This is a genomic window from Nocardiopsis moroccensis (genome assembly GCF_055763695.1).
Genome location: NZ_CP199747.1, coordinates 4,690,012 through 4,702,133, shown reverse-complemented (window position 1 = coordinate 4,702,133; position 12,122 = coordinate 4,690,012). Strand labels below are relative to the sequence as shown.

13 protein-coding genes, 1 tRNA gene and 1 pseudogene are annotated in these 12,122 nt (G+C 67.1%); 10 read left to right on the top strand and 5 right to left on the bottom strand.

Annotated features, from left to right (window positions below):
* Positions 1-72 precede the first annotated feature (72 nt).
* From ACUKCB_RS20780 to ACUKCB_RS20770, 3 genes and pseudogenes are all read right to left on the bottom strand, one after another.
* Positions 73-446: pseudogene (locus ACUKCB_RS20780) on the bottom strand (NUDIX hydrolase).
* 116 nt (positions 447-562) lie between these two features.
* Entirely contained in the window at positions 563-1,111 is a 549-nt protein-coding gene (locus ACUKCB_RS20775; protein WP_473037266.1) for a flavoprotein, read from the bottom strand.
* Entirely contained in the window at positions 1,104-2,516 is a 1,413-nt protein-coding gene (locus tag ACUKCB_RS20770) for an XRE family transcriptional regulator (protein WP_473037265.1), read from the bottom strand. Before ACUKCB_RS20770 ends, ACUKCB_RS20775 begins: the two co-directional genes overlap by 8 nt.
* Before the next feature lie 524 nt (positions 2,517-3,040).
* On the opposite strand from ACUKCB_RS20770, the gene ACUKCB_RS20765 reads away from it, so the two are divergent.
* From ACUKCB_RS20765 to ACUKCB_RS20725, 9 genes are all read left to right on the top strand, one after another.
* Positions 3,041-3,250 carry a hypothetical protein gene (locus ACUKCB_RS20765; RefSeq protein WP_087102678.1) on the top strand — a complete coding sequence of 70 codons (210 nt, stop codon included), beginning with the start codon at positions 3,041-3,043 and terminating at the stop codon, positions 3,248-3,250.
* Positions 3,247-3,678, top strand: a complete 432-nt coding sequence (locus ACUKCB_RS20760) for a hypothetical protein (protein ID WP_473037263.1) — start codon at positions 3,247-3,249, stop codon at positions 3,676-3,678. Before ACUKCB_RS20765 ends, ACUKCB_RS20760 begins: the two co-directional genes overlap by 4 nt.
* A gap of 209 nt (positions 3,679-3,887) precedes the next feature.
* Positions 3,888-4,628 (top strand): GntR family transcriptional regulator, encoded by a 741-nt coding sequence (locus ACUKCB_RS20755; protein WP_473037262.1) that lies wholly within the window; start codon positions 3,888-3,890, stop codon positions 4,626-4,628.
* A 111-nt stretch (positions 4,629-4,739) separates the two neighbouring features.
* On the top strand, positions 4,740-5,147 hold the full coding sequence (locus ACUKCB_RS20750) for a plasmid replication, integration and excision activator (RefSeq protein ID WP_473037260.1): 408 nt from the start codon (positions 4,740-4,742) through the stop codon (positions 5,145-5,147).
* A 104-nt stretch (positions 5,148-5,251) separates the two neighbouring features.
* A complete protein-coding gene (locus ACUKCB_RS20745) occupies positions 5,252-5,503 on the top strand; it encodes a hypothetical protein (RefSeq protein ID WP_473037258.1) in 252 nt (83 codons plus the stop codon).
* Complete coding sequence (locus ACUKCB_RS20740; RefSeq protein WP_473037257.1) at positions 5,503-6,924, top strand: FtsK/SpoIIIE domain-containing protein; 1,422 nt, start codon at positions 5,503-5,505, stop codon at positions 6,922-6,924. The genes ACUKCB_RS20745 and ACUKCB_RS20740 overlap by 1 nt, the downstream gene beginning before the upstream one ends.
* Before the next feature lie 234 nt (positions 6,925-7,158).
* Entirely contained in the window at positions 7,159-8,844 is a 1,686-nt protein-coding gene (locus ACUKCB_RS20735; protein ID WP_473037256.1) for a replication initiator, read from the top strand.
* The gene (locus ACUKCB_RS20730; RefSeq protein ID WP_473037254.1) at positions 8,841-9,050 is read left to right on the top strand and encodes a helix-turn-helix transcriptional regulator; all 210 of its coding nucleotides are present in this window, start codon (positions 8,841-8,843) and stop codon (positions 9,048-9,050) included. The genes ACUKCB_RS20735 and ACUKCB_RS20730 overlap by 4 nt, the downstream gene beginning before the upstream one ends.
* Before the next feature lie 27 nt (positions 9,051-9,077).
* Positions 9,078-10,277, top strand: a complete 1,200-nt coding sequence (locus ACUKCB_RS20725; protein ID WP_473037253.1) for a tyrosine-type recombinase/integrase — start codon at positions 9,078-9,080, stop codon at positions 10,275-10,277.
* Between the two features lie 124 nt (positions 10,278-10,401).
* On the opposite strand, the gene ACUKCB_RS20720 is transcribed toward ACUKCB_RS20725, so the two are convergent.
* Together ACUKCB_RS20720 and ACUKCB_RS20715 are read right to left on the bottom strand one after the other, a co-directional pair.
* Positions 10,402-10,475: transfer RNA gene (locus ACUKCB_RS20720), tRNA-Pro, on the bottom strand.
* 75 nt (positions 10,476-10,550) lie between these two features.
* On the bottom strand, positions 10,551-11,471 hold the full coding sequence (locus ACUKCB_RS20715) for a metallophosphoesterase (RefSeq protein WP_473037252.1): 921 nt from the start codon (positions 11,469-11,471) through the stop codon (positions 10,551-10,553).
* Between the two features lie 98 nt (positions 11,472-11,569).
* Here ACUKCB_RS20715 and ACUKCB_RS20710 point away from each other — a divergent pair, with 98 nt between their 5' ends.
* Positions 11,570-12,022, top strand: coding sequence for a GatB/YqeY domain-containing protein (locus ACUKCB_RS20710; protein ID WP_473037251.1), 453 nt, complete (start codon positions 11,570-11,572; stop codon positions 12,020-12,022).
* The last annotated feature ends 100 nt before the right edge of the window (positions 12,023-12,122 follow it).

Below are 12,122 nucleotides of genomic sequence, written 5' to 3'. Positions count from 1 at the left end.
GCTGAGCATGATGCCTATAGAATTGCTCACCTTGGACGGGCCCTGTTAGGGGCCCGTCCAACTTGCAGCTCTCTACTTGTCTGAAGTTAATCGGATACCGTTGTGATTGCGGACGTGCGGGGGGGGGTGGCCGTAAGAGCGTCCAAGAGGCGGATCGCGTAGACCTCGGACATCCGCTCTGATGCCTGATCGGAAGTGATCCATTCAACGGCCGAGGACTCAGAGGAAGGAAGTTTGCTGCCACCAATCGGCTTGCAGCGGAAGACGAGGGCGACGACTCCGCGGACCATGTTCTTGTAGACGCCTGTGAGTTGTTCCACCTCAACATGGACGCCAGTCTCCTCCAGAACCTCGCGAACCACGCCCTCTTCGAGGGTCTCGTCCAGTTCCAGGACTCCGCCCGGTGGCTCCCAGCTGCCGTTGTCCCTGCGCTGGATCGCCAACATACGGCCGTCCTCCCGTATGACGGCTCCTGCCACGGAGACCGAGTGCAGCGGTGTCAATTGGGGCCGGGCGTTATCGCGGTGCACGTGTCGCATACCTGCATTCTGGTTCTACTGCTCTAGAGAATCTTCTCTGCTTGGTCTAGAGCAAGCTGCCAAGGGAAGGTGCCGAAGGCGCTCGACCCGCTTCCGGTTTCATGCGGTATGAACGCATCTTGCCCGATCAATACGGACACCTCTTCCCCCCTGAGCTTCCTGACGCTCTCTCGGAACGGGGCTCTACCGGCGTAAGCGGAGTTCACGAAGGGGAGGATGACGGTCGGTACTCCAAGGCCGATCGCCTCGTTCGCAACGTCAAGGATGTAGTTGTCGGCGATACCGCTTGCCAGTTTGTTGATGGTGTTGAACGTGGCTGGGGCGATGATGATGGCGTCCGCTTTCGGGGAGCGGGGGTCCCCTGGCGCGCGGTGCTGGCTCCGTACCGGTCGTCCGGTCTGTTTCTCCAATGCCTCGGCGTCGATGAAGCTGACTGCGGCCGGAGTCGCCATGACCTGAACGGTCCAGTCTCGGTCTTGGGCCAAGCCGACCAGGGTGCCGACTTCTGAAGCTGGTCCGGCCGCGCACACCACCACGTAGAGCGTCTTTTGGTCGCTCACTGACTCAGGCACCGACCCTTTCCGCGAGTTCGCTGACGTTCCCGTACAGGTGCCCGTTGGCGCGGGTACGGATGTCGTTGATCAACTGGTGCACCACCGGACGCGCGGTCAGTTCCTCGCTCGCCATCTCCTCGGCGTTGCGCAACGCGTGGTAAGCATGCTCGGTTTTCCCCCACTGCGTGTAGGCGCGGGCCGCGTCGATGAACAGGGTTACCTTGCGCTCCATGACCTCGATGTTGTCCAACTGCACCTGACGCGCATAGTCGATGGCGCTTCCCGCGTCGCCCAGCTCGGCGGCTGCGCTGACCCGGTGAAGGAGAACGTTGGTCGGGCCGAACGCTGTCCACTGGTAATTGAAGTCGCCGCCGAGTCGTTCACCCGCGTTGCCAGCCTCGTCAAGCAGGCTGAGCGCCTGGCCCCGGTCCTCGCGCTTGGCCGCTGATACCGCGCCGCTCAGGAGAAGTGACCCGTACACCGACAGGGATTCCGGCGTGGGCTCGTCCATGGCGCTGTCGACACGTTCGGCCGTGCTTGTCGCCAGTTCCGTCGCCGCCTTGTAGTGCCGTTCGCGCATCAGTGCTCGGGTGAACGCTCGGGCGGTGGCTCCCACGACCGCGGGGTTCTCGCTGTCCTCAGCGGCTCGCATGCTCCGATCAGCCGCGAGGTAGGACAGTCCCCGCTCCTCGCACTTGAGCAGCAGGCTCGCCGCGACGTGATACGCCTCCGCACGGAGCGCGTGGACCTGGGCGACGTCGTCCCCGTCTACTCCGCTGGCGGCATCATCCAGGTTCCGCAGCAACTCGGGAAGCTGCTTGGCCACGGCCGTGTAGTGGCACGCCTGATATCCGACCTTGGCGGAGTGCGTCCGCTGGGCGAGTTCTCTCAGAGTGGTCGCCGCTCGGGCGGTGCTTCGGCTGGCTCCCGCGTACCTGGTGAGTGCCGCTGCGATCTCGTCCATGTCCAGCATCGAACCACCTGTGGCTTGGAAGAGGGCCGTTCCGGCCAGTCCGACGAATTCGCGGCGGTGCACCTTTGAGACCTCCCCTGGGCCTGGGACCCTCTGCGCGGGCAAGCTCGGGACTGCCGAGGCCACCGCGCTCTCATGTCCAGTGAACGCGCCCGGGTTCTTCGGGGCAAGGCCGAACATCATCCGGGACTTGTCGGGCATGCTGATGCCCTCGGCGATCCGCTCGTACACCTCGAAGGCCGTGACGGTCTTGCGGCCGTTCAGGATCTCGCTGACCCGCCCCTGAGACAGACCGGTCGCCGCCGAGATCGCCATCTGACTCGCGCCGCCGTACTGGCGCACGAACTGGAAAAGCGCCTGGACATCGCGCCTGCGCAGGAACTCGGCCGTGTGTTCTCGCTCCCATGCCCACGACGGGATGGTGATCCGGCTCGTCGGGTGTCCCTGCATCCTGACTCCTCGGCGCTGCGAGTACGGGGACCGCCAGTATCCCTCTTTGTCATCCCGAGGAGGAATGGGTTTCGGAATCCCAACCCGGGATTGTTGGCCATATGGATGCCAGGAACGGAATGAAGTGCAGGTCATGCCGTGGGCGGGGCTGGAAGTCCGTCCGACCGCGACGACTGGTCGTCGTTCGATCTGTGCCTGGTGAGAAGCAGGCAACGCGTGCAGCGGCCTGTCCCTTCTGCAAGGGGACGGGAGAGCGCTCCGTCACGTCGGAGCCCTCCACTGACAGCGGTCTCGCCTGTTGATCCATGACATGACAGACCCCCGCGACGCGTGCGAGGCGTCCGGGGGCGCGGCCAACCTGATGAAAGCAGGCTGACGTGAGAGACCTTATCGCCCTGATTCGGGCGCTGGTGACTCTGATTCGACCGACCCGACAGGGCAGGCACCACCGCAGCGGACCCCCTCCGTTCCGGGTACCTGCTCCCGCGCGAGTGGAGCTGTGGCCCGCTCCGGAACCCATCGTGATGGACGGCGACGATCCCCGTTCCTATTCCCTGGTGCGTGGCCCCTACGCGCACGTGGAGCGCCGTCGCTCGACTCAGCGGGCCGAGCGGGACCGGCGGGGGATCGACCTGCTGGTGCAGATCGCGCGTTCGTCCCCCGCCTTGGACGACATGGCCGAGTTGCGTGACCTGGTGCGTACGGCCATAGCCGTGGGGGCGGTGCGGCGATGAACGGCGACGGATGCGGCACGGTAATCGACCGCGCAACCCTGATGGAGTGGGCTCGTGCCCAGGGTGTGCGGGTGCGTGTGGCCTGTGAGGACTGGGAGTCCATCACCTACGAGACCCTGTCCCGGCAACAGGACGGGACGTCCCTGGTCCAGCGGCATCGGTGTGTGCTGCCCGAACCCGTGACGCGTCGACGGCTGCTGATGTCCTACGTGGTCGGGCTGTGTCACGGGGTTGACGGGGCCGAGTGCAACCATGTCCGGCGCATCGTGCCCCCGGTACTGTCCTCGTCGGATGAGGCGGCTCGGCGGGACGTGGCCCTGGTCGCCGCCGCTCTGGTGGAAGTCGAACGCCGGGCGGTGTGCGGGGCGACGGTGGACAATCTGCGGGTCTACACCGTCGAACGCGCCGTGCACTGGCGGCCCTTCTGAGAACTCCCGCGTGCCCTGCCGTCTCTCCGAGTTCACGGGGTGGGGCACGCGGGCCTCGTTCTGTTTCACACGGTGATGTGCGCGCCTGTGTGGCGTGCTTCCCGCCGTGCTTCCTGATCACGGGTTGGGGCTCAAATGTGCCCCTGCCTGCTGACAGGGCCAGACCACGCAAGTAAGCTACTCGACCATACGAGTACTAGAGTAACCAGGTGGACATCATGTCGAGTCTGGAGTTCGCTCCGCCCAAGTACGTACAGATCGTGCGGGCGATCCAAGAGCGCATCGAAGACGGTACGTATCCCGTGGGGGAGATGCTTCCCTCGGAATCCCGGATGGTGCGCGAGTTCGGGGCCGGCCGCTCCACGGTGGTGCGGGCCTTGCAGATCCTGAGCATGCAGGGGTGGATCGAGCGCGAACACGGGCGCGGCTCGTTCGTGAGGGGCGTTCCGCAGCAGACCTCCGAGCGATCCCACGCCGGTGCCAGTGCCTTCGACGCCTCCGAGGAGGCCAGGAGCAACCGCATCGTCAAGGCGGGCCGCACTCCCGTGCCCGCTGCCGTGGCTGAGGCGGTGGGTGTGCCCGAGGGTTCTCCGGCGATCATGCGTCAACGCCTGGTCCTGGATGACGGCCAACCCAGTGAGCTGGTCACCCTGTGGTTCCCCCTCGACGTCGCTGACGGCACCGACCTGGGCGACGAACAGCCGATCAGCATCGGCGCGCGTGAACACGTGCAGATGGTCAAGCAGGTGCGGCCCTCCCGGGTCTCCGAACGGCTGTGCGCCCGGTTGGCCACGGACGAGGAGACCGAGCGCCTGGGCCTGGACGAGGGGACTCCCGTGCTCGGCATCACCGCGCGGATACTGGACGCCGCAGAGAAAGTCATCGCGGTGGCTGAGGTGGTCCTTCCCGGTGACCTGCACGAACTGGAGGACTCCTACCCGGCGGGGTAGCTGCGGGCGCACACCGGCCACTTATCTACTTGTCCGATCAAGTGTGGCCGGTTACCCTGAACTCAACTTGACCGGACGAGTGGTTGAGTGATTATCAAGGAAGGCTGATCGATGGCTATTCAGGGTGCGTTGCCGGTGAGCTTCGGGACGGTGTTCCCGCACGGTGCCTTCGCGTTGGGCGTGGAGGCGATCACGGACTTCGAGACCAAGCGTCCGCAGATGGACAAGGACACCGGGCTGCCGCTGTGGGCGGTGGATGTGATCGACGCCGACCCCGAGGCGCGCGGCAAGGCCAAGTCGGTGAAGGTCAAGGTCGCCGCCGAGGTGTGCCCGACCCTGCCCGATGAGGTCCCGGGGTTGCCGTTCCGGCCGATCGAGTTCGAGGCGATGGCGGTCATGCCCTACGTGGACGACAACGGCCGTCGTCCCCGGGTGGCGTACTCGCTGCGGGCCCGGGGTGTGAAGGCTCCCGGCGGTGCCGCTGGTGGTCGCCGTGCTCCGGCCAAGGAAGCGGCCTGACCGCCTTCTGACACGTAAGCGGGGCGGCCTGGTGCTCCAACACCTAGCCGCCCCTAAAACCCCTCCCGTTACCTGCGAAAGCTTCGTGAAGAGGTGTCTTCAGTATGTCCGATTACCCCACCGACCTGTCCACTCTGACCGGTCCGCAGTTGGTCCGGCTGTTCCTGGACGCGGTCGACTCCCGGCCCGCCACGGATGCCGAGCGCGCCGAGTTCTTCGATTTCAAGGCCCGTGTGTTCGCCACGCTCGTGGACCGGGACGACAACCCGGACGCGGTCAAGGCCGCTGCCCGTGCCCGCGCTGACCGTGACCGGATCCTGGCGCGGATCGAAGACGTGATGGGTGGTGAGCTGTGATGGCGAAGGTCGGTTCTGCTCAGACCCCTCCGACGCTGCCGACTCCGGCTCAGGGGGTGCGGTGGTCGACCCCGATCGTGGAGACGCCGGGAATCGTGGTCCTGGGTTCCTGGATCTGGCGGCTGGTCCGGTTCCTGGTGTGCCTGCCGTTCCGCTTCCCCGTCATGGTTGCCTGCTTCGCGGCGTCCTTCGCCGCCTGGTGGTGGCTGGACTGGCCCGGTCTGGCCGGACTGTGGGGAGCGGCTGCGGTCGCCTCCCTGGCGTGGTGGCGCACCTGGCCCGACTCCTACCGGACCTGGGTCACCCTGCGCATGCTGGCCTGGTGGCGGCACGTGTTCGTGTACCGCCGTCACTGGCAACCGGTGCTGGTGATCTCCGGGCTGGCCGAGTCCTACCAGGAACGCCGCTATCTCCCCCGGATTCGCCGCGTCACCTGCGACACCTGGGCTGACCGGGTCCGGGTCTCCCTCGTCGCCGGGACGTCTCCGGCTGACTTCGAGACGCGGGTGGCTGAGCTGGCGCACGGGTTCGCCGCTCCCTCGTGCCGGGTGATCGTGAACGGGCCGAGGGACATCACCTTGGAGTTCCCCCGGCGCGACACCCTGGCCGAACCCCTCGACGCCCTTCCGGTCCCCGGCGTCCCGGAACTGGACGCTCTCCACGTGGGCCAGAGGGAAGACGGCTCTCCGTGGCGGCTGCGACTGCACGGCACGCACGTTCTGGTGGCCGGGGTGACCGGGTCGGGGAAGGGATCGGTGATTTGGTCGGCCATTCGGGCGATGCTCCCCGCCGTCGCGGACAACATCGCGCAGGTGTGGGCGATCGACCCCAAGCGCATGGAACTCGCCTACGGGCGGGACCTGTTCGCGCACTATGCCGATGACGGTGAATCCGCGGTGGCGGTGCTGGAACTGGCCGTGGCCCAGATGCAGGACCGGGCTCGGCGCTACGCGGGCAAGCGGCGCTCGCCCACCCCCACTACGGAAGACCCGTTCGTCCTGGTGGTGCTCGATGAGGTGGCGTTTCTGACCGCCTACCACCCTGACCGGGACATCCGGAAGCGCTCGGAGAACGCCATTGCCACCCTGACCTCACAGGGGCGTTCGGTCGGCTTCGCCGTGCTGGCCGCGTTGCAGGACCCGCGCAAGGAGGTCATGAACCTTCGGAACCTGTTTCCGGACAAGGTCGCGCTTCGACTGGACGAGGCGTCCCAGGTCGACATGATTCTTGGGGAAGGCGCTCGGGACCGGGGTGTGAACGCCCACCTGATCGACCCGACCTTGCCCGGGGTGGGCTACGTCCGTGTGGAGGGTTCACCGGCCCCGGTGCGGGTGCGCGCCGCGTTCGTCTCGGACGAGGACATCACCGCCATGACGAGTGGTTACGGACGGGGCGTCTCATCGGACGAGGAAGTGGCGTGATGTCGGCGGTACTTGACCCACTCATGTATGTAGAGGCTCGCGCACGCCACCACGGCGATCAGGGAACAGACGAACGCGGCCCAGATGCTGTCTGTTCGCAGCACATCCTCGGCCCAAAGCAGGAGGCTCGTCGTCAGCGCGACGGTAGCCACAGCAAAGAGCAGAAGCCATGGCTGGGGACGCCTACTGCGCATGTATCGGTCTCTCTCTTGGATCAACTGCGGGGGTGGGCTGATGCCGACTCCTACCGGTAAGTCGACACGGGCTGAGCGGCTGGCGCAACCTCTGGCCCGTGAGGTGGCCGAACAGGTCGCTGCTGACCACGGGGTGTGTATCCGTCCGGTGTCCCTTCGACGTACGAACATCACCACTGGTGCCACCGAGGTGATCGACGTCCCGTGCGGGTCCACGCTGGAATCCCGCTGTTCGGCCTGTGCCAAGCGGAAGAGGTCACTGCGGCGGACTCAGTGTGAAGAGGGCTGGCACCTGACGGAAGAACCCGTGGTGCAGCCTGACCCGCCCTCCGAGGAACAACGGGGCTGGGTGGAACAGCGGGCGGTGGTGACGGCCGAACGTGACCGGCTCGCCTCCACGGGCGCGGCATCGGCTGAGGACCTGGCGCGGCTGGACGCGGCGATCGTGGACCTGGACGAGGAGATCACCGCCTCTGGCCTACGCGGATCGGTCACCCGCTCCGCCTCATCCGAGTCGGGGCCGCGTCGGGTGCGCTCGACCAAGCGTCGGCAGGACGTCCCGGACCTTCCCAAGCGGCCTATGACCCGCAAGACGGTCGGACGCGCGTACACCGACCCTGCCTCGGGCAAAGTCTTCCGGCCCTCCCTGTTCATCACGCTCACGCTCGACTCGTACGGGCGGGTGCGCTCGGACGGAACCCCGGTCGACTTCTCGACCTACGACTACCGTCGTGCGGCTCGGGACGCACTGCACTTCTCCAAGCTCGTCGACCGGTTCGTGCAGAGCCTTCGACGGGTCGCGGGCTTCGACGTGCAGTACTTCGCGGCCGTGGAACCGCAACGGCGTCTGGCTCCGCATCTGCACATGGCCACGCGGGGCACGATTCCGCGTGTTGAGCTACGGCAGATCGCTGCGGCGACGTATCACCAGGTGTGGTGGCCTTCGGCTGATCAGGTCGTGTTCGAGGGCGACCACCTCCCCGTCTGGGACGAGGAAACAGGTGCCTTTGTCGACCCGTTGACAGGCGAAGTCCTGCCGACCTGGGATGAGGCGCTGGATGCGCTCGATGACGATCCTGACGCGGAACCTCATCACGTGGTCCGGTTCGGCTGGCAGGTGGACGCCAAAGGCGTGGTCGCGGGTTCGGTGGATGCTGGCCGGTGTGTGCGCTACCTGGCGAAGTACCTGACCAAGGACATCGCCGAGTGCCATGCCGCCGAGACGGCACGTCAGGAACAGCACGTGGACCGACTCCTGGAAGCGCTCCGCTTCGAACCGTGTTCGCCTCGGTGCTCGAACTGGCTTCGCTACGGAATCCAGCCCGAGAACGCCAAAGCGGGGATGCGTTCCGGGTTCTGCCGGTCCAAGGCACACCGCCGCGAACACCTGGGCTACGCGGGTCGCCGTGTCCTGGTCTCCCGGAAGTGGTCCGGCAAGACCCTCGCTGATCACAAGGCCGACCGCCTGACCTGGGTCCTGGACGCTCTGGGCATCGACCCCATAGGCGAGGACCAGGGCGACGACACCGACCTCCGGCCTCCGGTGCTGACCTCGGCCAGCTCCGGTGACTACGCCTGGGAACTGGCGCAGCCCACTGACCCTGACGTTGCTCCCCGCGAACAACGCCTCCTCCGGGCTGTCGGCGAAGCGCTCAAACGCCGCGCTCAACTCGACGCGGCTCGACAGACCGATCTTTCGGCAACTCCAGAGACGAGGGTGGCATGAGTGCAGCGACGGCCCGTGTGGACGTTCCCGAACAGCGTCGGGCCGACGTCCTGTGGTCGGTCAAGGATGCCGCCGCCTACCTGCGCGTTCCCGCGAAGACGCTCTACGAATGGCGCTACAAGGGCGACGGTCCTCCCTCCCACCGGATCGGCCGGTACGTCCGCTACGTGCCCGCAGAGGTCCATGCCTGGGTCCGATCCCAGTAATCCCAACCCCCGAGAGGAACACTCCCCATGGCTCGCGCGTGGGTCTACGATCGCACCAAGGACAAGGCATACGTGGAGGCGGTGAAGAAGGCCAAGGCGACCAAGCGAACCCCGCCCGCGCGCTGGATGGTCCGCTACTACGACCCTTCCGGCCGGATCAAGAGCGGGGGCACCTTCAAGAAGAAGCCGGACGCGGAGAAGAAGCAGACCGAGATCGAGAACAGCCTGCACGAAGGCTCGTATCGCAACCCCCACGACGCCAAGGTCACCGTGACCGAGATGGCTGAGAAATGGCTGAGCACGCGCACCGACATCAAGCGATCGACCTGGTGGAAGTACCGGGGCCTTCTGGACGCGCACGTGCTGCCTCGCTGGGGAGAGCTTCCGATCTCGGCGGTGTACTCCGAGGACGTCGCCGTGTGGGTGGCCGACCTCCAGAAACCGCGGGACGAGGGCGGGGCCAACCTGGGTGCCTCACAGACCAGGCACGCCTACGGCGTCCTCTCCATGGTCCTGGAATGGTGTGTGCCGCGTCGCCTGCCCGCCAATCCCGCACGCGGGGTGCCGCTTCCGAAGCCGAGTGAGGCCGAACACGTCTACCTCGATCACCTCCAGGTGGAGGCGTTGGCGGACGCGGCCGGGTCTCTGCGCACCAAGTACGGGCAGATCGCCGCCGCCGCGAACATCAACCGGCCCCTCATCCTGCTTCTCGCCTACACGGGCCTGCGCTTCAACGAAGCCGCCGCGCTGCGAGTCGGCAGGGTGGATCTGGAGACACGGCGCATCCGGATCGTGACGGCCTTCGCCGAGGTGGAGGGCAAGCTGGTCGAACAGTCGCCCAAGACGGGCAAGAGCCGGACCGTGCCGATCCCGAAGTCCCTCGTCGCCGAGCTGCTTCCGCTCGTGCGGGGGCGGCCGGACACGGCGCTGGTGTTCACCACCAAGCGGGGGAGCGAGGTGCGGCTCCGCAACTGGCGCAACCGGGAGTTCGGCAAAGCACTCAAGGCCGCTGGGCTCGACGGGATGGGCCTGACTCCGCACAAGCTCCGGCACACCGCCGCGTCACTCGCCATCGCGGCCGGCGCTGATGTGAAGGTGGTGCAAGCGATGCTCGGGCACGCCACCGCGACGATGACCCTGGACCAGTACGGGCACCTGTTCCCCGACCGCCTGGACGAGGTGGCCGAAGCCATGGGCGCCGCCCGGCTGCGGGTGCTCGCCGCCTGACCGGTGGATCGACCGACCGGCCCCGACCCCCGCCGTGTGCAATGAATGTGCACTGCGGCTCTGACGGCTCCATGCCCACAAAAAGAAGAACGGATGCCCACCTGCGTGGACACCCGTTCCTTTGTCGGGGTGGCGGGATTTGAACCCACGACCTCTTCGTCCCGAACGAAGCGCGCTGCCAAGCTGCGCTACACCCCGAAGCAACGTCCCCAAGTCTAGCGGACTCGGGGAGTGCTTGTGCACGTCAGTTCCACCCGAATCGAACCGGTCCGGTCAGGGACGGGCGACCAGGTCCAGGAGGGAGGCCTCGGGGCGGCAGCAGAACCGCACCGGGGCGTACGGGGACGTGCCCAGGCCGCCGGACACGTGCAACCACGCGTCCCCGTATCCGTTGAGCCCCCAGGCCCGCCTGCGGTCGATCCCGCAGTTGGTGACCAGCGTCCCGTAGAACGGCAGGCACAGTTGGCCGCCGTGCGTGTGTCCGGCGAGGAGGAGCTGGTAGCCGTCGGCCTCGAAGCGGTCCAGGTTGGCGGGCTCCGGGGAGTGCAGCACACCCAGCCGGATGTCGGCCGCGGGATCGGCCGGGCCCGCCACGTCCTCGTAGCGGTCCAGCTTGATGTGCGAGTCGTGCACACCGGCCAGGGCCACGTCCAGACCGTTGGCCTTCAGTGAACCCTTGTGGTTGTTCAGGTCCAGCCAGCCCGAGGCCGTCATGGCCGCGCCCAACTCACGCCAGGGCAGGTCCGGCACCCGGCGCTTGTTGTAGTCGGTCTTGCTGGTCCGCCACAGGTAGCGCGCCGGGTTCTTCGGCTGCGGTGAGAACAGGTCGTTGGACCCGTACACGAAGGCGCCGGGGCGGTCCAGGAGCGGCCCCAGGGCGTCGATGAAGGGGCCCACCGCCTCCGGGTGGGCCAGCGAGTCGCCGGTGTTGACCACCAGGTCCGGCTCGTACGCCTCCAGGCCCCGGATCCAGTCGATGAGCATCTTCCGCCCGGGTGTCAGGTGCGCGTCGGCCAGGTGCAGGATCCGCAGGCGAGGGCTGCCGGGAGGCAGCAGCGGGAGTTCGTACCGGCGCAGCCGGAACCAGTTGCGTTCGATCACCGAGGCGTACCCCAGTCCGGCCACACCGACCGCACCGGTGATCGCGGCGGCGCGCCCGATCCGGTGCAGGAGCGGTCTGTTGTCGGCGCCCATCCGGCCCTCCTTCGTCGTCGACCGATCGTCTCAGATCCTCCGGCCTCCCGCGCGCAAACCGTTGGTGGGCTCCTCCGGGGCGGCCATAGGATCAGGCCATGTCCGAACTCAAAGACCGCCTCAAGTCCGACCTGACCACCGCCATGAAGGCGAAGGACAGGGTCCGCACCGCCACCCTGCGCATGGTGCTCACCACCATCGCCACCGAGGAGTCCGCGGGCTCCTCCCAGCGGTCCCTCGACGACGACGAGGTCACCAAGCTCCTGATCCGCGAGGCCAAGAAGCGCCGTGAGGCCGCGGAGGCCTTCGACAAGGGCGGTCGTCCCGAGGCCGCCGCCAACGAGCGGGCCGAGAGCGAGGTCCTTTCGGACTACCTGCCCAAGCCTCTCACCGACGAGGAGCTCTCCGAGCTGGTCGCCGCCGCGATCGCCGAGACCGGCGCCTCCGGGATGAAGGAGATGGGCAAGGTCATGAAGGTCGTCAACGCCCGGATCGCGGGCCGGGCCGACGGCGCCCGCGTGGCCGCCGAGGTCAAGGGCCAGCTGGCGTAACGCTCTGTCCGGGCTCCACCCCGGGTGGCACTGTCCTCGCGCGCTCGGGACCGCCCGGGGCGCCGGTCACGGCGGCAGACGACGCGGAAGGGGGCGGTGG